Source organism: Capnocytophaga sp. FDAARGOS_737 (assembly GCF_009730375.1).
GTDB lineage: Bacteria > Bacteroidota > Bacteroidia > Flavobacteriales > Flavobacteriaceae > Capnocytophaga > Capnocytophaga leadbetteri.
This window is the reverse complement of record NZ_CP046316.1, coordinates 2099581-2119717: the sequence shown is the minus strand read 5'-3', so window position 1 is coordinate 2119717 and position 20137 is coordinate 2099581. Positions and strand designations below refer to the sequence as shown.

The 20137-nt window shown below is 42.3% G+C and carries 17 protein-coding genes; 13 read left to right on the top strand and 4 right to left on the bottom strand.

Annotation, left to right across the window (positions count from 1 at the left end):
* Positions 1-9: 9 nt before the first annotated feature.
* A complete protein-coding gene (gene dprA, locus FOC45_RS09345) occupies positions 10-1107 on the bottom strand; it encodes a DNA-processing protein DprA (protein ID WP_009390549.1) in 1098 nt (365 codons plus the stop codon).
* A gap of 218 nt (positions 1108-1325) precedes the next feature.
* Between dprA and FOC45_RS09340 the strand changes: the two genes are divergently transcribed.
* Together FOC45_RS09340 and FOC45_RS09335 are read left to right on the top strand one after the other, a co-directional pair.
* Complete coding sequence (locus tag FOC45_RS09340) at positions 1326-2783, top strand: MFS transporter (RefSeq protein WP_034539685.1); 1458 nt, start codon at positions 1326-1328, stop codon at positions 2781-2783.
* Between the two features lie 14 nt (positions 2784-2797).
* Positions 2798-3319: an isochorismatase family protein gene (locus FOC45_RS09335; protein ID WP_009390547.1), complete on the top strand. Its 522-nt coding sequence runs from the start codon at positions 2798-2800 to the stop codon at positions 3317-3319.
* A 94-nt stretch (positions 3320-3413) separates the two neighbouring features.
* Here FOC45_RS09335 and FOC45_RS09330 read toward each other — a convergent pair whose 3' ends face one another.
* Both FOC45_RS09330 and FOC45_RS09325 read right to left on the bottom strand, forming a co-directional pair.
* Entirely contained in the window at positions 3414-5180 is a 1767-nt protein-coding gene (locus FOC45_RS09330) for a PspC domain-containing protein (RefSeq protein ID WP_009390545.1), read from the bottom strand.
* A 6-nt stretch (positions 5181-5186) separates the two neighbouring features.
* Positions 5187-5519 (bottom strand): PadR family transcriptional regulator, encoded by a 333-nt coding sequence (locus tag FOC45_RS09325; protein WP_009390543.1) that lies wholly within the window; start codon positions 5517-5519, stop codon positions 5187-5189.
* Between the two features lie 373 nt (positions 5520-5892).
* On the opposite strand from FOC45_RS09325, the gene FOC45_RS09320 reads away from it, so the two are divergent.
* The 4 genes from FOC45_RS09320 (at position 5893) to FOC45_RS09305 (ending at position 11572) form a co-directional block, all read left to right on the top strand.
* Positions 5893-6867 (top strand): DUF438 domain-containing protein, encoded by a 975-nt coding sequence (locus tag FOC45_RS09320; RefSeq protein ID WP_034539670.1) that lies wholly within the window; start codon positions 5893-5895, stop codon positions 6865-6867.
* Complete coding sequence (locus FOC45_RS09315) at positions 6867-7571, top strand: bifunctional 2-polyprenyl-6-hydroxyphenol methylase/3-demethylubiquinol 3-O-methyltransferase UbiG (protein WP_009390539.1); 705 nt, start codon at positions 6867-6869, stop codon at positions 7569-7571. Before FOC45_RS09320 ends, FOC45_RS09315 begins: the two co-directional genes overlap by 1 nt.
* A gap of 88 nt (positions 7572-7659) precedes the next feature.
* On the top strand, positions 7660-9288 hold the full coding sequence (locus FOC45_RS09310; RefSeq protein WP_009390535.1) for a S8 family peptidase: 1629 nt from the start codon (positions 7660-7662) through the stop codon (positions 9286-9288).
* Positions 9289-9433: 145 nt separating this feature from the next.
* Positions 9434-11572 carry a TonB-dependent receptor gene (locus tag FOC45_RS09305; protein WP_009390534.1) on the top strand — a complete coding sequence of 713 codons (2139 nt, stop codon included), beginning with the start codon at positions 9434-9436 and terminating at the stop codon, positions 11570-11572.
* A 66-nt stretch (positions 11573-11638) separates the two neighbouring features.
* On the opposite strand, the gene FOC45_RS09300 is transcribed toward FOC45_RS09305, so the two are convergent.
* Entirely contained in the window at positions 11639-12247 is a 609-nt protein-coding gene (locus FOC45_RS09300) for a superoxide dismutase (protein ID WP_009390533.1), read from the bottom strand.
* Positions 12248-12413: 166 nt separating this feature from the next.
* On the opposite strand from FOC45_RS09300, the gene FOC45_RS09295 reads away from it, so the two are divergent.
* From FOC45_RS09295 to FOC45_RS09265, 7 genes are all read left to right on the top strand, one after another.
* On the top strand, positions 12414-13940 hold the full coding sequence (locus tag FOC45_RS09295) for a sulfatase-like hydrolase/transferase (protein ID WP_009390532.1): 1527 nt from the start codon (positions 12414-12416) through the stop codon (positions 13938-13940).
* 12 nt (positions 13941-13952) lie between these two features.
* Positions 13953-15386, top strand: a complete 1434-nt coding sequence (locus FOC45_RS09290) for an arylsulfatase (protein ID WP_009390531.1) — start codon at positions 13953-13955, stop codon at positions 15384-15386.
* Between the two features lie 31 nt (positions 15387-15417).
* On the top strand, positions 15418-16476 hold the full coding sequence (locus FOC45_RS09285; RefSeq protein ID WP_009390530.1) for a hypothetical protein: 1059 nt from the start codon (positions 15418-15420) through the stop codon (positions 16474-16476).
* 127 nt (positions 16477-16603) lie between these two features.
* Complete coding sequence (locus FOC45_RS09280; protein WP_009390529.1) at positions 16604-17440, top strand: carboxypeptidase-like regulatory domain-containing protein; 837 nt, start codon at positions 16604-16606, stop codon at positions 17438-17440.
* A 113-nt stretch (positions 17441-17553) separates the two neighbouring features.
* Positions 17554-18069 (top strand): RNA polymerase sigma factor, encoded by a 516-nt coding sequence (locus FOC45_RS09275; RefSeq protein WP_009390528.1) that lies wholly within the window; start codon positions 17554-17556, stop codon positions 18067-18069.
* Positions 18062-18793 (top strand): hypothetical protein, encoded by a 732-nt coding sequence (locus tag FOC45_RS09270; RefSeq protein ID WP_009390527.1) that lies wholly within the window; start codon positions 18062-18064, stop codon positions 18791-18793. Before FOC45_RS09275 ends, FOC45_RS09270 begins: the two co-directional genes overlap by 8 nt.
* Before the next feature lie 34 nt (positions 18794-18827).
* On the top strand, positions 18828-19961 hold the full coding sequence (locus tag FOC45_RS09265; protein WP_009390520.1) for a hypothetical protein: 1134 nt from the start codon (positions 18828-18830) through the stop codon (positions 19959-19961).
* The last annotated feature ends 176 nt before the right edge of the window (positions 19962-20137 follow it).

The following is a 20137-nucleotide window of genomic DNA, read 5'->3' as shown; positions in this document are numbered from 1 at the left end:
GAAAAGAAATTAGATTATCTCGAACATTTTGCCAGGTAGGGGGTGTACGTAGCCTTTGAGTTCCATTTGAAAAAGGAGGTTAGAGAGCTGGTACACGGGTATTTGGCAGGCAAGCGATAGACTGTCTAAAGACATCTTGCCGTTTTTCTTCAATTGCTCTATTACCGGCACTTCTTCGGGGGTGTAGGTAGGAAATAGTTCCTGTTGTACTTCCTTTGGCGGGGTGTTGTGCCAGCCCAAAGTATTGATGAGGTCTTGTGCTGATAGCAATATGTTGCCTTTGCCGCTGTGTATCAGTTCGTTGCAACCTATACTATAGGGGTCGGTTACCCTACCAGGGACGGCGAAGACCTCGCGCCCATAAGAAGAAGCTATATCGGTAGTGACTAAGCTGCCGCCTTTCTTACCCGACTCAATTACTATAGTAGCCTGCGATAGCCCTGCAATAATGCGGTTGCGGCTTAGGAAGTTCTTGCGGTCGAAAGCACTCAAATAGCCAAAGTCGGTGATGAAACCGCCGTTTTCGGTCATTGCCTCTACATACTTGCTGTGGGCAGGCGGATAGATGAAATTGAGTCCGTGTGCTAAACAAGCTACCGTTTGTAGGTGGTGCTTCATAGCTGCCTTGTGAGCAGTGATATCAATACCATAAGCAAAGCCGCTGACCACTACCACTCCTAAGGGAGCTAACTCTTCGATGAGCTTTTCGCAAAAAGCATTGCCATAAGGGGTGCTATTGCGAGTGCCTACGATACTGATGATGCGTTTGTTAGACAGCTGTATGTTTCCCTTTTGGTAAAAGAGAATAGGGCTGTCGGGGCATTGCTTCAGTAGGGTAGGGTACTGAGGGTCAGTATAGGCAATCACCTGTATGTGATGCTGCTCGGCAAAAGTGAGTTCAGCCTCAGCTTCGTGCAGATAAGTGGCACTATGCAGGACGTTATCAGCTATTTTAGAGCCTATGCCGATGAGTTTTTCGAGTTTTTCTCTGCTTTGAGCAAAGATGCGTTGAGCACTGCCAAAGTGCGTGAGTAGCTTTCGGGCAGTGATGTCGCCTACTAAAGGGATTTTCTTCAGCGCAATAAGATAGAGCAAATCGTCGTTCATAATGCAGTTTCAAAAAATGGTAATGCGATGCAAAAATACGAAAATAATTAGAAAATTAGCAAATTAGTAGATTAGTCAATTAGGAAATTAGCCAATGAGATGTTACAAATATAACATTTGTTTATTCCTTTGATACAATTGGGGTTATGGTTTTTGTTTCTTTGAAAAAAGGTACTATTTTTGCCCCTGTTTTTGAAATTACTAAACATTTTATCATAATGACAGCAAATAAAAAATCGTTATTGCAAACCCTCAAAACTTTTTCGCCTAACTTCTGGGTGGCGAGTTTCCTACAGCTGATGGAGCGTTGGGGCTTTTATGGTATTTTTACCCTTTTGCCTTTGTACTTGGTAGCTTCGACTGATGAGGGAGGTCTTGGACTTTCGCACTCTGAAAAAGGAAGTATCATAGGCAACGTGACGGCTATACAATACTTTTTGCCGCTGGTGTTTGGGGTGATTGCTGACCGTATAGGGTATAAACTTTCACTGACTATCTCGTGCCTTATTATGGCAGTAGGTTACTACCTAATGGGTGAGGTTAATACCTATTGGTCGATGTATATGGTTTTCCTTTTTGCCGCTATAGGAGGGGGCTTTTTTAAACCCGTTATCAACGGAACTGTAGCTCGGAATACAGATGATACTACCAGCACTTTGGGCTTTGGTATCTTCTATATGATGGTGAATATAGGAGGCTTTATAGGTCCGGCTATGTCGTCATCATTACGCACTATGTTAGGCTGGCGCATTATCTTTGTACAGGCAGCTGTGGTGATGATTATCAACCTATTGGTGGTGCTGTTCTTCTACAAAGAACCTAAAATGGCACAGCGCGATAGCAAGCCTCTTCTTACTGAAATAAAAGAATCGGTATTGCACATTATAGAAGCATTGCGCGATAGTCGTTTGACTATATTGCTTATACTAATGGTCGGCTTTTGGACGATGTTTAATCAGCTTTTCTACACCTTGCCTAACTTTATACAAGATTGGGTAGACTCTTCGGCAATGAGTCAGTGGATAAATCAGCACTTGCCATTTTTGGGCACTATGCTGACTGAAAACGGACAGGTAAAAGCTGAATGGTTTGTGAATATAGACTCGCTGATGATTATCTTCTTTCAGGTAGTGGTGTCTTACTTCGTGACTAAGATGACGCACGTGAGCGCAATGATACGCGGTACTATTATCGGTACTATAGGGGTTACGCTTACCTTTATGTTTAACAATGTGTGGTTTACTATTATCGGTACGATGATTTTCTCAGTAGGTGAGATGGCTGCAAGCCCTACGCTTTCGGCTTTTATCGCACAGATTACTCCTAAAGGCAAGGAAGCCCTTTACCAAGGTACCTATTTCCTTCCGGTAGCTATGGGTAACTATCTTGCAGGGCTTATTTCTGGTGATTTGTATGAGAAATGGTCGGATAAGTACGCTTTTCTACAAGCAGAAATGGCTAATAGACAAATAGCTATGCCTGAAGGATTGACCAGAAATGAATATTTTGCGCTTGCAGAACAGAAATTAGGGCTTTCGCAGTCGCAAATTACTGAAATGCTATGGCAGACCTATACTCCAGAAAAGATGTGGTACCTTATTTTCGGTATCGGAGTCTTTGCAGCCGTATCTTTATACTTATACAATAAAATAATGGTTAAGAAAATAACCAATTAGTAAATTAGTAGCTTATGATATTAGTAATTCTTGATATTCAAGGAAAACTATCGCAGATAGTGCAGCAATCGGAAGAGGTGCTACGCAATAGTCGCATTGTGATTGAAGGCTGCAAAACACTTGATATTCCGCTTATTTGGGTGGAACAAATGCCTGATAAATTAGGGGCTACTCATCCGCAGATAGCTGAGGTACTCGTAGGTGAAACCCCTATTACTAAGTCCTCTTTTTCGGCATATGGCGAAGAAGCATTCGTTAGTAGATTAGGGCAATATGATAGCAAGCACGTGGTGCTTATTGGTATAGAGACGCATATATGTATCTACCAAACCGCTATCGACCTATTGGCAGCAGGCTATAAAGTGACTGTTATCGCTGATGCGGTATCCTCTCGTACAGAGAGCAATAAGCAAATAGGCCTCGGTATGCTACGCGATGCTGGCGCACAACTGCTCAGCACTGAAGCGTTGCTCTTCTCGGTATTGCGTACTGCTGCTCACCCTAAATTTAAAGAAATAGCCAAGTTGGTGAAGTAGGCGATTTGACAATTTGTCGATTTGATAATTAGCCGATTAGTAAATGATATATTTTCATTTGCTAATCGGCTAATTTTTTTATTGATAAAATTGGTTAGTTTACTAATTGTAGAGAGTCTTTGGTCATTAGGTAGAGACCGTCTTCTTTGAGACGATAGGTAGCTTTGTTATAAGGACTATAGTAGCTTTTGGCATTCCTTATATACTTGCCAACAGGTAGGTACAGCTGGTAGTTTACGGTCTGACCACGATAGGTGTTGCCCTTAATGATTTCGTAATAGTCGGGTATGGCGATGTGGTTATCTTTAATTTCTAAGGGGATACGGATATTCTTAGCGTTTTGGGCGGCTTGACTACCTGTTCTGCCCCTAGCGGTTTGTCGGCACAGCAAGTAAGGTTCGGTTTCGTTAGTGGGCAAGATGTCGCGTAGGTAAGACTCGTATTGCACTAAGAGAGTGTCGGCATCGACAGTTAGGACTAAACTATTGTCGTACTTACTTTTGATGCTGATGTGTAGCGTGTCGGAAGTAGTAGGAACACTTATTTTGCGCTCGAAATTGTTCTCAATAAAAAACTCTTTAGCGGTACTGCCTACACTGATGCTTAAGCCTATAAGTGCTGCAATGAAGGCTATAAAAGTAAGGATAGCCCATACACGTGTGCCTCGGAAACGCTTGTAGCTGAGTCTGACTACTACGAGGATAAGCAATGAAAGCGGTACTAATAGCAGCAAGAATACGCTGCTATAGAGCGCAAAACGCTCGATAGGGCTACTTATCATAAAAGGTAGGTAATCGTCGAGGAGCAAGAGCGAGAGCCCACTGGCAGAGGTAAGCCCAAATATGCCCATAATTACTGCTATAAGGGAGAAAAGCAAAGGCAGGGCTAATATAACAAGGATAACGGTAAGCAGTAGCGAACCGCGTTTTGGGTTGCTCTTAGGTACAGCCGAAGTCGATGCTGCGGTAGGGTTGCTGTTGGGTTCGGCTGAAGGTGCTACCGTTTCAGGCTTGAGTAGGAGCGTTAGCACTAAGTAAGCTACAATGAGTGCAATACTTATCCCTACATAGACAGGAAGGCAAACGAGGATAAGCAATAGGTAGATAAGGCGCAACCAAGTGCTGCTGGCTGAGGTGTATTGCGCAAGTCCGCCGATAACCCCCCATAATATTTTGTCGCTATAACTCTTGTGCCATTCGGTAGAGGTGGTGCTACTACTCTTGTAGCTAGCAAGCGAATCGAGGGTAACAGCAGCCCCCTGCATCTCTAACTTCTGTGCGGTAGTAAGGGCAGCAGGTACAATTATCCAAAATAAAATATATAAGGCTAGCATAGCCCAACTGATGGAATTGAAAGGGAATAACCACCTGTTGCCAGTCATAGGGGAGAACCACCCCCAGTCGCCAAGCATAAAGAAAATGGTAAAAAGCACTGCAAAGGCGATGCGCAACATAGTAGGACTAATGTTGAAATAATGAGCCATACCAGATAGTACGCCTCCTATTTTGCAGTCGTCGATGTCGCGGTATAGCGGTTTGTTAGTTGAAAAGGCTTTTGCAGTGGCTTCAGTAGCTGCATTAGTAGCCTTGTCGGCTTCTTCATCTTCTACATATTGTTCGGGTTTTCCGAGTACTTCTATTAGGTATAGCACATCTTGGTGCATAATGACTTCGCGGTTGGCAGTGCGGTCTTTGAGGAGTTCGGCCATACGTTGTTCTACATCAAAGATGATTTCGTCGTGGTCAGAGTTGTGCTGTAAGTGTTGGCGCACCTCAGTGAGGTATTGGCTGAGTGCGGTATAGGCATTCTCTTCGATAAGGAAAGAAAAGCCGCCTAAGCTGATGTTTTTGGTTTTGTCCATAGTTTCTTAAATTATTTTGTCGATCATAGTTTGTAATTCGCGCCAAGCTTTTAGGGTTTCGCTTAAGAAAAGTTTGCCGCTGTCGGTTAGTACGTAGTATTTTCGGGGTGGCCCTGCAGAGGATTCTTTCCACTGGTAATCGAGCAATCCGCTGTTTTTCAGTCGGGTGAGCAGCGGGTAGAGGGTGCCTTCGACAACAATCATATCGGCGTTTTTCATCGTTTCGATAAGGTCGGAAACGTAGGCTTCTTTGCTTTTATCAATGACGGAAAGAATACACATTTCTAAGATGCCTTTTCGCATTTGGGTCTTAATCTTTTCGGTGTTGATTTCTTCCATAGTAAAAGTGATTAATAAATTCGGTGCAAATATAGGTAAAAAATAGTATTATGCAATACATAGTACTGTTAAAATTTTAGTTCTATGTAAAGGATATTTTGTAAGTATTTGGTAATTAGCGGAGTAGAGAGGTGAAAAGTTTAAAATAAAATACAGATGTCACGCCCTAAAATATGAAGAAGACTGAAGGATGACCGAAGGATGACCGAAGGAAAGTCGGCGAGCTGGCGCAGCCGAGTATGTGGCGAAGGAAAGTCGGCGAGCTGGCGCAGCCGAGTATGTGACGAAGGATAAGCGAACCTACTCGATAATTAGCAAATTTGTTAATTAACTAATTATTTAGTACCTTTGCGTCTTAAAAATAATGAAATTTATGGAACAAACATTAGCAGCGGGGCACCCTGTGCATACCTATATGCTTGAGGCTGAGCTTATTTACAGCCTGATGGACGAACTACTTAGCATCGACCCTCATACCGATTATCAGAAATTCTACAATGTGTTCAATCACTTGAGTACCGTAGAAAAACACTTTGCTCGCAAAGAAAATCAGCTTTTTCCTTTCTTGGAAATGCGCGGATGGACAAACCCTTCGCAAAATATGTGGTCTTTTCACGATACGATACGCGATATCTTCCGCTTAGTGCGTAAAAACTTGGAAGATAAGGATTTAGACGCCGCCCAAACTAACGTGCGCTATATAGAGGACAACCTTGGCAGATTGCTGAATGTGGAGGCGAACATTCTCTTCCCTAACGCACTGAACCTGCTGACAGAAGAGGATTGGATAAAGATGCGCGAGGGCGAAGAGGAAATCGGCTGGATGCTGAAAGAGACCCCCGCTCCTTATCCTAACAAAGAGCAAGAGGGCGAGGCTCCTGCCTACGTACACCCCTCGATGGATACTACTCGCCGTACCGACGTTACTTTTGACGAGAATGCCGCCCACTATGACGAGGGTTATATGACCATAGAACAGGTAAACTTATTGCTAAAAACACTGCCTGTCGATATTACTTTTGTAGATGAGCACGACCGTGTGATTTTCTACAATCGCGGTGAGGAACGGGTATTCCCTCGCAGTGCGGGTATCATAGGCAGAGAGGTGAAATTCTGTCACCCGCCCAAGAGCGTAGGTACAGTGCTTAAGATAGTAGAAAACTTCCGTGCAGGCACCCAGAATGAAGCAAATTTTTGGTTTAACTATCGCGGTAGGTTGATATACGTTCGTTATTTTGCGGTACGCGATAAGGATAAGAACTATAAGGGGGTGATAGAGATGTCGCAGGATATTACGGATATCAAGACGATAGAAGGAGAGAGAAGACTATTAGAATGGGATAAGTAATGAAAGATTTATTTGGTCAGGCGATATTAGATTATCAGCAAGGGGCGTATACCGAAGATATTAAAACAGAGACAACCCTTTCAGAAGAAGATGTGTTGCCGCTACCGTATCTTTTTAGGTCGTTTGCAGAGATGCCCCCGCTTGAACAACAGGCATTACAGTTGGCACGCGGTAGGGTGTTAGAGGTAGGTTGCGGTGCGGGTTCGCACGGGCTCTATCTACAAAACGAGCGCGGCTTAGAGGTGTGCAGTATAGACCTATCGGCTAAGGCTATAGAAGCGTGTAGATTGCGCGGCTTGCACAACGCCCAAGTGCAGAATGTGCTTGACCTGAAAGGGCAGTACGACACTATACTGCTGCTGATGAACGGAGCGGGTATGTGCGGTAGGCTGAAGAAAATGGGCGCTTTTTACGCTCACCTAAAAACACTCTTAGCCCCTAATGGGCAGATACTTACTGATTCGTCGGACATTATTTATATGTTTGACCAAAATCCTGATGGGAGCTATGATGTGCCCCTTTTGTTTGACTATTACGGCGAAGTGGATTACGTAGTGAAATACAAAGGAGAAAAAGAACCTCCGTTTGAGTGGCTATACGTAGATTATAACACGCTGCAAAATGTGGCGCACGCTGTAGGGCTGCAATGTGAGTTGGTAGCGGAAGGGGAGCATTTTGACTATTTGGCGAAATTGACTAATTAGCAAATTAGAGAATTATCAAATTTGCGAATTTGGCATATGATTTGTACTTTTGCCGCCTGAAATAAGAAACACTTTTAATTAAACAGTGATGAACAAGAAATCATTTTTATTGGTTGCCTTAGCAACCTCATTATTGGTAAGCTGTGGTTCTACTAAAGGTCTTGAGAAAGCACCTACCACTTTTACCCCTGTCGATACTAAATATACTGATGACCAGCTGAAAGGCTGGCCTCACCAAGGATTTAAGGCAGGATACCCAGGTATTAACCTTGACGAAGCTTATGCTTTGCTAAAAGGGCTTAAACCTACCCAAGTGACCGTTGGGATTATAGATTCGGGTGTTGATATCAATCACGAAGATTTGAAAGATATCATTTGGACTAACACCAAAGAAATACCTAACAATGGTATAGATGACGACAAAAACGGTTACGTAGATGACGTACACGGGTGGAACTTTTTGGGTAATATATCGCAAACGAATACTGAAATGACCCGTGTGTACCGCAGTAAAGACACTAAAAGCCCTGAGTATGCCGCTGCTAAAAAAGCCTACGAAAATGAAATGATAAAGGCTAAAAAGCTAAAAGAAGCCTATGAACAACTTATGGAAATGGTGGAAATAGCTGATGAACCTGTTAGAAAAATAGTAGGTAAAGAGGTATATAGCACAGAGGATATAGAAAAAGCTACTGAAGGAAAGACTTATGATGACCGCACTACCCAAATAATAGCCTTTATGAAGGATATTTTAAAAGGCGGTATTACTTCAGAAGAACTTAAGAAAGAACTACCTGAAGCATTAGAACATTTTGACACTCAGCTAAAATATCATCTTAACGAGAAATTTGACCCTAGAAAGGAAATACTTAAAGATGATGAGAACGATTTTAGTACTAAATATTACGGTAATAACAACGTAGTAGGACCTAATGTGAAAGATGCCCTACACGGAACACACGTAGCGGGTATAGTAGCTGCTGTACGCAACAATGGTATAGGTATGGACGGGGTAGCTAATAGCGTGCTTATTATGCCTGTACGCGCAGTACCTGAAGGCGATGAGTATGACAAAGATATCGCTCTTGCTATACGCTATGCGGTAGATAATGGTGCTAAAGTAATTAACACTAGCTTTGGTAAAGCTTTTTCGCCTCACAAAGAATGGGTGTATGACGCTATAAAATACGCGGCTTCTAAAGATGTGCTTATCGTAAATGCGGCTGGTAATGATTCGCAGGATATTGACGTGAAAGACACTTATCCTAATGACGAAGTGAACAAGAAAGAGTTTGCTAACAACTTCTTAACCGTAGGGGCTCTTAACTACGAGTACAACAAGGATTTGGTAGCCTCATTCTCTAACTACGGCAAACACAATGTAGACGTGTTTGCACCAGGGGTGAAGATTTATTCGACTGTACCTGAAAGCAAGTATAAGTTTTTGCAAGGTACCTCAATGGCATCGCCAGAGGTAGCAGGTGTAGCTGCTTTATTGCGTTCGTACTTCCCTACACTTACCGCTGCACAAGTGAAGAAAATATTGATGCAATCAGGTGTGAAAGTAGATATGAACGTATGGGTAGGTGAGGAGAACGAGAAAGGCAAACGCAAAGAGATGAAATTCTCTAACCTATCGACTACAGGTACTATTGTAAATGCTAAGAATGCGGTGATTCTTGCAGCTAAAGCAGCAAAGGTTAAATTAGCCAATTAGTAGATTTGGCGATTTGTCGATTAGTAGAATAATATAAAACCGAACGAGGAGACTTGTTCGGTTTTTTTGTTTTTCAAGTAAGTTATTTTGTATAATTCAAAATAATATTATACTTTTGTGCGCTGAAAACTTAAGTGTAATTTTTATGAAAAGATTCATTTTACCTGTTATGGTATTATATGCTGCGATTAGTATGGCACAGAATGAGTATCCTACTTCGGAAAAGGATACTATATCACTCGATGAAATAGTGATTACGGCTAACCGCATCAAAGAAAAGAAAACAGATGCAGTGGCTAATGTAACTGTTATCGACAAGAAAAAACTACAGCAGTTTATCAAAATAGCCCCTGATATGTCGCACTTGATAGGGATGGTAGAGCCTGCTATGTCGCTTTCGAGTAATACGACTAATAACCGCTATCAGAACCTACGTGGTCGGGCATTGCTTGTGCTTATTGATGGGATACCTCAGTCTACCCCACTGCGTGCTACTGACCGCGATATTCGTTCGATAGACCCTGCAGCCGTAGAACGTATTGAGATAATAAAAGGTGCTACTTCTATCTATGGCAATGGTGCTATAGGAGGTATAATGAATATTGTAACTAAAAAAACGCCTGAAAATACTACTTTTGGCGGACAAACTTCAGTAGGAGCTTCAGCAAGAGATTCTTTTAAAGAAAACAGAGGATTTGGTTATCGCTTCAATCAGCAGTTTTATGGCAATTACAAAGGATTTTCGTATTTATTAGATGGTGCATTAAACCAAACAGGGTCGGCTATTGATGGTACAGGTGAATATATTTCGCCTCGCTATGGTTTAGGAGATGTGCGTACCTATAACGGACTGCTAAAACTCGGTTATCAGTTTGATAAAGACAATAAAGTAGAAGCGATGTATAACTTCTATCAGAGTTTGCAACATACCCCTTTGGTAGCTTCAGGAGGTAAATATTTACAACGCCCACGTATAGGGGTGTATGGGGCTAAAGACCCAGCGGCAGAAGATGAGGGAATGCGTTATAACCACAATGCTTATGTGAAATTCAACTCTAACAATATCTTCAAACACACTGATTTAGAGCTGAGCGCTTTTACCCAACACCAATATACTGTTTTTGATTTTCGCAAGCACAACCCTAGTGCGCCTGCACGTTGGGAAGAAACTAGCGGGCAAGCAACTGTAAAAGGGGCGAAATACGGTATTCGCACTCAGCTGATTTCTAAGGTTCTTTTTAGTAATGATATTTTTACCCAATTACTCTACGGAGCCGATATGCTAATTGATAAAACGAGTCAGCCGCTAGTAGATGGGCGTTATTGGTTGCCAGAGCTTACCTCGTATAACTCAGCTCCTTTCTTGCAAACCAAAACTACTTTTTATCGTTATTACGTGCTTAAAGCAGGGGTACGCTATGATTATATAGATGTATCAGTACCTAACTACGAGGTGCTTAGAGGGCGTAGAACAGACCCTCGTGTATATGTAAAAGGGGGTGATCTCACTTATAACAACCTTTCGCCTAACATAGGGCTTGCTTATAATCAGTACAAGTATTTTCAACCATTTATTTCTTACTCGCAAGGGTTTTCTATTTTTGATTTAGGTCGCACACTGCGTGCAGCCAAAGCTAATGTACTGTCTAAAATCAATACTGAGCCTGTTAAGACAGATAATTATGAAGTAGGTGCTTATGCAGAGCTGACTAAATACGTACACCTAAGTGGGTCTTATTTTTATACTTACTCGAAACTCGGTAGTGACCTGAAAGAGGAAGGAGGTTTTTGGGTAGTAGATAGAAGTCCGCAAAAAGTATATGGTTTTGAAGTAAATGCAGATATTTACCCTACAAAGTGGCTTACCCTTGGAGGAAGTTTTATTTCTTTTGAAGGGAAGAAAAAAACTACTGAAGACGGAGATTGGGACGGCTATATGAGCGGTATCTCTATTCCTGCCCCTAAAGCAAGTGCTTATGTGCGAGTAACCCCTACAGAGAGCAGTTACCTGCAAGTGAATTACCTACATACGGGCAGTAGAGACCGTTTTGCCCCTAATAATAGGGGAGTGTATACCGAAGGAGAGGGTATTGTTTTTCCTATAGATTTATTCTCGTTTAGTGCAGGCTATACTTTTAATAAGCACTTTTCCTTAGGCTTAGGAGTTGAAAACCTTGCTGATAAAGTGTATTACACTCCCGCTTCGATGTTAGTAGCTCGCGATGCTGAATATGCAAGAGGAAACGGTAGGTACTTTAATCTGAATCTTACCTATCGCTATTAAAAAAAAGTCCGAAAAGCAATTTAAAGCTTTTCGGACTTTTTTCTTATTAACCCTTTTTAAAAATCATTATTTGCCAGCAGCGTATAGGGCTGCTACTTTTTCCCAGTTGATAACGTTGAAAAACGCTTCGATATAGTCGGGACGGCGGTTTTGATAGTGTAGGTAATAGGCGTGTTCCCATACGTCTAAGCCTAATATTGGCTGTCCGCTGCAGCCTGTACCAGGCATTAGCGGATTGTCTTGATTAGGTGTAGAGCATACCTCTACTTTGCCGCCTTTATGCACACATAGCCAAGCCCAGCCAGAACCGAAACGAGTAGCTGCAGCCTTGCTGAAAGCCTCTTTGAAACCCTCGAAACTACCAAAAGCCTCGTCGATAGCCTTAGCTAACTCGCCTGTAGGTTTGCCACCCCCATTAGAACTCATTACTTCCCAGAAAAGGTTGTGGTTATAGTACCCGCCCGCATTGTTGCGTAGGGCTGCGTTATTCATATCGAGGTTTTGTAGTATTTCTTCTATAGATTTTCCTTCAACCCCAGCAGGCGCAAGGGCTGCGTTGAGGTTAGTAGTATAAGCATTATGGTGCTTAGTATGGTGTATTTCCATAGTACGAGCATCGATATAAGGCTCAAGCGCCTGATAAGCATACGGTAATTTAGGTAATGTAAATGCCATAATTTTATTGGATTTTGTTTAATAATATGCAAAGATAGTTTATGTCTTCTTATTTAGCAAGGGTTTATCATTGTTTTTATCTATAAATAAATAATTATCGCTTATGAATACTTGCTGCTAAAAAAATATTTTTTATTTTTGCCGAGAAAACCAAACATTCATTTTTATGAAAAAATACGTATTGACATTCTTATGTCCGTTATGGCTTTTTGCTCAAACTCCGAAACCTGCAGCAACGGCTGAAAAACCCAATGTAATTATAGTTATCGCTGATGATTTGGGCTATGGCGACCTGAGTTGCTATGGCGAGAAGACCATTCATACCCCTGCGGTAGATGCGCTGGCTAAGCAAGGCTTGCGCTTCACTAACGCTCATACCACAGCGGCTACTTGTACCCCTTCGCGCTATTCGTTGCTGACAGGGCTTTACAACTGGCGACGTAACGATACGGGTATAGCCGATGGCGATGCTGCTATGGTGATACGCCCTGAGCAGACTACTATAGCAGACCTGTTTAAAACAGCGGGCTACACCACGGGGGCTATCGGCAAATGGCACTTAGGTTTAGGTGCTGAAAAAGGAGGGCAAGACTGGAATGGGTTTATCACCCCAGGGGCATCGGATATAGGTTTTGACTACTCTTACCTGATGGCTGCCACTGCTGACCGCGTACCTTGTGTGTGGATAGAAAATCAGCGGGTAGCGAATTATGACCCTTCAGCACCTATCAGCGTGAGCTATCGCGCGCCTTTTGAGGGAGAACCTACTGGTAAGAATAACCCTGAACTACTCACTAAACTGAAACCATCGCCCAATCACGGACACAATCAGGCTATTGTAAATGGAATTTCGCGTATAGGCTATATGAAAGGAGGCGGTAAAGCCCTCTGGACTGATGAGTTTATAGCCGATACTATAGTAGCTAAAACAGTGCAATACATAAACAAACACAAGAAAGAACCTTTCTTTTTGTACGTAGGTACTAACGATGTGCACGTACCGCGCTACCCTAATCGGCGTTTTGCTGGCAAAAGTGGTATGGGCTATAGAGGCGATGTGATTTTGCAATTCGATTGGACAATAGGCGAGATAGTCAAAGCCCTTAAAGATAATAAGATTTTTGACAATACACTCCTTATCGTTTGCAGCGATAATGGCCCAGTGATAGATGACGGCTATCAAGACCAAGCAGAAGCGCTTTTAGGCAAGCATCGCCCTTGGGGTAAATTTCACAATCACGGGGGTAAGTACAGCAATTACGAAGCGGGTACACGTGTGCCTTTTATCGTTAGTTATCCTAAAAAAGTGAAGCGTGGGGTTAGCGATGCGGCTTTCTCGCAAATAGACCTCTTTGCTTCGCTGGCTGCTTTTATAGGCAAGCCTGTGCCGGCAGGAGCCGCAACCGACAGCGCTGACTACCTCAATACCTTATTAGGTAAAGACAAAAAAGGACGCCTTTACATAGTAGCATCAGGAGGCTCTCTTTCTATCACCGTAGGGCGTTGGAAATACGTAGCGCCTAACAACTACAATGCTTATCACCCACTGACCCGCACTGATTTGGGCAACTACCCCGAAGAGCGTTTGTACGACCTACAAGAAGACCCTATGGAGCTTGCCAATGTGGCTAAAGACTACCCAGATGTAGTAGCAACCCTTAAAGCCTTGCTAGACAAAGAGAAAAACAAATAATATCAACCTTATATGAAAAGAATTATTACCGCACTTGCGCTACTGCTTGCTGTTCCGCTAATGGCACAGACCAAGCACCCTAATGTGATATTTGTGCTTGCTGATGATTTGGGCTATGGAGACATAGAACCCTACGGGCAGCAGATTATCAAAACCCCTCATCTTAGTCAGTTAGCTAATGAGGGAATGAAGTTTACTCAGTTTTACACCGGTACGGCTGTGTGTGCCCCTTCGCGCGCTTCGTTTATGACGGGGCAAACCACAGGGGAAACCCATATTAGGGGAAACAGAGAGGTAAGAGAGCCTATAGATGGGCAAGCACCTATCTTAGCTGGCGCTCCCTCTATTGCCCAACTTTTTAAACAAGCGGGTTATCGCACGGGTTGTTTTGGTAAGTGGGGCTTAGGTACGCCCGACTCTGAAGGCAATCCGCTAAAACAAGGGTTTGATACTTTCTTTGGCTACAACTCGCAGTTTCGCGCTCATCGCCGTTATCCTGCTTATCTGTGGCACGACAATGAGAAGGTGATGATACCCGAAAATGGCAATTACGAGCGCCAAGAGGTTTATGCTGAAGACCTTATACAAGAGAAGATATTGGATTATATAGGTAAGCAAAATGCACAAAAGCCATTTTTTATGTGGCTTACGTACACTCTACCGCATGCTGAGTTGGTAGTGCCTAATGATAGTATCTATCAGCAGTATCAACATTTGCCTAAACGCCCCTATAAAGGGCAAGATTATAGCGGTATCACAGATAAGCCTTTTGGATGGGCAGGCTATATGTCGCAACCCGATACTTATGGTACTTATGCCGCAATGGTAAGCCGTTTGGATTGGTATGTAGGGCAAATACGCAAAGCATTAAAAGCTAAAGGATTGGAAGACGATACTATCATCATCTTTGCCAGCGATAATGGGGCGCATCGCGAAGGAGGTGCAGACCCTAAGTTCTTTAACTCATCGGCAGGCTTGCGTGGTATTAAGCGCGACCTATACGAGGGTGGTATTCGCACTCCGTATATAGTGTATTGGAAAGGCAAGGTGAAAGCCGGTAGCGTGTCTGACCACGTAGGGGCTTTTTGGGATATGATGCCTACCTTTGCTGAAATTACAGGGCAAAAACTTGCTACTACCCCTCACCAAGTGTCATTTTTGCCTACGCTTTTGGGCAAAAAGCAGAAAGCCCATAAATATCTTTATTGGGAGTTTCACGAAGAGGGCGGCAAGCAAGCGGTGCGCTATAAGCACTGGAAAGGCGTGCGACTACAAGCTAGCAAGAACCCTGATGCCCCTATAGAACTATATGACCTGCGCACTGACCCTGCTGAGCAGCATAACCTTGCAGAGCAATACCCTAAGATAGTGAAGAAAATGAAGAAAATAATGAGCGAGGCGCATACTCGTTCTGATCTTTTCCCTTTTCAGTGGGAGAGAAAATAATGTATTTTTAAGTAATTAACAATTAAATAATATGAAAAAAGTAATCCTCTTAATTGCCCTATTGTGGGGCGGTGCGCTGTGCGCTCAGAATCCTTTTGAAAAGGAAATTTTGCAATCGAAGTACGCTATTGACTCTATAGTGATGAGTGAAAGAGCTCTCTTTAGAACTAAGCACAATGTTATAGACAGTCTGCTGAAAGAGAAGAAGATAGACAAGACGGTCTATAACAAGCTCTATAAAGAACTCTCTACCACTCGTGAGCGCAATATCAAGCTTAAAACTTATGCTGAAGGGCAACGCTTAGCCGAGCTTATCCGTCAGAAAGCCCCAACTATCAATATTGATAGCATTGCGGCTATCCCTACGGATACTTTTGCCACTAAACACCTCTCTCAAGAGATGCTACAGAAGATGAGTACCCTTGATACGATAGCTAATAAGCCTAAAACGGAGAAAGCCTCTGAAGATGATAAAGACAGTGCTAAAATTAATGTTTATGGCGCTATGGGCTTTTATATTCCTTCGGATAACAAACCCTATTCTTTTTTAGGCTCGCGTACGATAGAGTTCGGTATCTATAACACAATGTACTTGCAAAAAAATAATGAACACCTACGGCTGCGCTTTGGGCTTTCGTGGGTGCACCATAAGTTGCGGATGAAAGACAATCAGTACTACGTGCTTAATGAGGGGAAGCCTACCCTTACGCCTTTCCCCAGTGAGACCTCGAAGCTGTTGTTGCGCACTCAATACCTTATGTTGCCATTAGACTTGTACTGGGATAGCGAACCTAAGACTGCTAATAAGAAAGGGTTTCATTTCTCGAAAGAGCGATTTTTTAGAGGTAGTATAGGACTATACGCAGGTTACTTGCTTGATAGCAATCAGAAAGTGCTGTATAAAGCTAATGACATTCGCTATCGCAGCGTAATGCGCACTGACCTGAATATTAACCCTTGGATTTATGGGCTTTCAGCTTCTGTAGGTTATAATAAAATCTACTCGTTTTACTTCCGCTACCAGCTTTCGCCTCTCTTTAAAAGCGGAAACGACGGCGCTTTCACTGTAGGGATTCAAATATTAAAATAGTCGTTAGTGTTTAGTCGTTAGTGTTTAGTCGTTAGTGTTTAGTCGTTAGAAAGTGACTGACTAATGACTAATGATTAATAACTAGAGACTAACGACTAATTACTAACGACTAACGACTAATAACAAAATGAAACATATATTTTTAATTTTCTTTATAACTGTTGTGCTGCCAATAGGGGCGCAGCAGCGTGTGGTATCGGAGCATCACACTCCTATAGAATATGTTAATATCGGGGTTGTAGGTACTAATAAAGGCATTATCAGCGATGAAAACGGCAACTTCTCTTTAGATAAGCTACGCGCTGCCCCTACTGATAGCATCTACTTTTCGCATATCAGCTATAAACATAAGGTAGTAGCCTATAAGGATATCAAGCAGCAAGTAGTGCTGAAAGAGGCTAACATACAGCTGCCGACCACCACCCTAAAGGTTAAAAAACCGCGTATTCGCAACATAAAAGACAAAGGTACGTCGATGCCTATAGATCTTTATGGCGGTATGAATACCTACTTCTCACCTTATGGTAGTAAAGGAATTAATAGCGAATTAGGCGATTTTATCACCCTAAAGAAAGACGCCCAGCTGACCGAGTTTAACCTTGAAGTAAGTAAATCGTCTTTCTACTTAGTAACGGTGCGGGTAGTGGTCTATCAGTATAAAAAAGAGAAAGATAAACACATTTTCACCCCCTTGCTTGAAAAACCTATTTATATAGAAATATACCCTTCGGAAAAGAAACAGACGTTTACTGAAAAGCTATCGGTATTTGCCCCCAAAGGCGATATATGGGTAGGTTATCAGTTTGTAGAAGTACGCGGCAAAGACGATGCAGCCATCTACTTTAATGCTACTACCGACAAATGCTACATACGCTTTGCTGATAACAAAATTCAACAAGTCAATCTCGGAGCAGGTATGCCTTTTACCGTTAAAGGTTACGACTACGAAGTGATTAGCAAATGAGTCGGTTAGCCAATTAACCAATTAGCAAATGAGTCATTTGCTAATTTTTTTTGCCCCAATTACAACCTTTTTATTTTTTCTTCGTTTATAAGAGTGAATTAGCAAATCAATTTATGCATCTTCTAATACAAAAAGCAAAACAACAAGATCGCTTGGCACAGAAGCAGTTGTACGACCAGTACGCTGCTTCGCTGCTCAGCGTATGCAGACTGTATATTAGCGATGCCCATTTTGCTGAAGATGTGTTGCTAAGAGCCTTTTTTAAGATACTCACCCATATTGATAGCTATCAAGAGCAAGAGCATTTTTATGCTTGGATGCGCCACATCACTGTAAATGAGTGTATTGACTTTTTGCGCAGCAAAACCCAAAAAGTAGCCCTTGCCGATTGGAACGACACTTACGACAGTATAGACGACACCGATTTAGACTCGTACGCTTTTGAAGAAAGCCAAATACAACAATTTATAGACCAGTTGCCCGCTGCCAGTCGTGCTGTTTTTAACCTTTACGTGTTTGAAGACTATTCGCATAAGCAAATAGCTGCTGAATTAGGTATCAGTGAGGGAACTTCGAAATCGCAATTGGCTTATGCTAAGAAAAGACTAAAACAAATGGTAAATGAATAATAAAAAAATAGAGATTATGTGGAAAAATAAAATAAAAAACCTGTTTCAAACCCGCGAAATTCCGCCTGAGCGTGACCTTTGGGCTGCCTTAGAGGCGCAATTAGACCAAAGAGAGGCAAAAGCGGTTCGTCCTAAGGCTTATTTTCGCATTTGGCATTATGCTGTAGCTGCCAGTGTACTATTGGCTGTAGCTGTAGGAGTGTTTTATGAGCGCATAAGCCTGCCAACGGCTCAAGAAGTCCGTACAACAACTGTAGCCACTGAAGATAAGACACCTAATACCCCTCTTGATACCACCCCTAATGTAGTAGCACCTGCCCCAGCGGTAGTACTACCCCCTACAGTAGCCGATAAGGTAGCTAATACTACTATTGTCCCTCAGAAAAAAAGTGATAAAGCGTTAGACGAAGAGGTAGAGGCTCTCTTAGCTGATGTTTCTACCGAAGCCCTTTTGGCAGAAGTGATGCAGCAGGTTGAAAAAGAGCAACACTTGTTTAAAACTCGTGAAGAGCAACGCGCCTTACAACGGCTTAAAAACCTATCGCCCCAAGAGCTTTTGCTGATGGCTACCACCGAAGAGATGCTCGATAACTACGTAGCAGCCAATTACCCTACTGACAAACTGCTTTCTGAGGTAGAACGCGACCTTATGAAAGAAAAAGTACAAAGATTCCTAAACAAAATAGTAGCACAGTGGAACGAAATGAGATACGCGCTACAGTAACTGAATAATTCACTTTAAATAAATTGTCAAAACTATGAAACCCTTACAACTTCTATGTATGTTCCTCATTGTAGCTTTTGGGGGCATCACCGCACAAGATTTTAAGGACAAAATCGCCCAAACTAAACGCAGTATCGACTCTATTGTTACTGCTGAAAAAGCCCAGCTAAAAGAGCGGCTACGTACTATTGAGTATCGGTTAGACCGCAAAGAAATAACCGAAATTGAAAGCCGAGACCTAAAGAGAGAGGCTTCAAAAGAGGCTGCTGAAGCTATTAGAATTAAGACCCGTGAGCAGTCAGAAAAACTCTCAGCTTTATTGCATCAGCGTATAGCCGAAAAACACTTGAGCGACAGTATCACCTATAAAAAAGAGATGCAAAAGGTTATTGACTCTGTTGATATAGAAAGCCGTCCTACGAAAACTGAAAGAACGGAGGTATATGTTGATAGGAACTATGTTCATATTGGCCATAACGGTATTTATATAGGTCAGGTGCCCTATAGGGAAGAGGACTATTACGAGTCCGACTACAAGCGTACTCAAGGAGGAGGCTACTTTGCTCTCGCCTTTCATAACCTTAATAGTAGCGAGCATTTTAGCAATAATCACTTTAGGCTATGGGGGTCAAAATCAGTAGAGATAGGCTATATTCGCAACACCCGTCTGCTTAAGAACAACAATCTGTTGCACCTTAACTACGGACTGTCGTGGATGATGGACAAACTCAAAATGAAAGAAGATGAGCACTTCGTGAAAAACGGCAATATCACCGAGATAGTGCCTTACCCTAAGGAGACCATCAAATCAAAATTTAAAACGATGTACCTTATCTTGCCTATCAGCCTTGAATTTGATTTTACTGAGCCTGTTCAATACAAAGGCAAGACCTACTATCCAGCTCAGATGGGCTTTCACGCAGGAGTGGGTGCTTATGTAGGAGCACTGCTCGCTACCAAACAGAAAGTAAAATACACCGAAAACGGCAGTACCCACAAGGATATGAACCGCAAGTACTATAACGTAAACGAATGGACATATGGTGTATCAGCCAATATAGGCTACGGCTGGTTTTCCTTTTACGCCCGCTACAGTCTGGTACCCCTATTCACTAACAACCCTATAAACGAATATCCTTTCTCTGTAGGAATAAGATTAGGACATTAATACTCTAAATAAAAAAGGCGAGAGATGAAATACAAAATTCATCTCTCGCCTTTTTTATAGGGAGAAAACGTTACTATATCTTAGTATAAACGACCGCTAATTTTAAAAAAAATAAAAAATATTCTTTATCGTTTGTTAATTATTAATTATTTTGTACCTTTGTCGCAAAATTACAA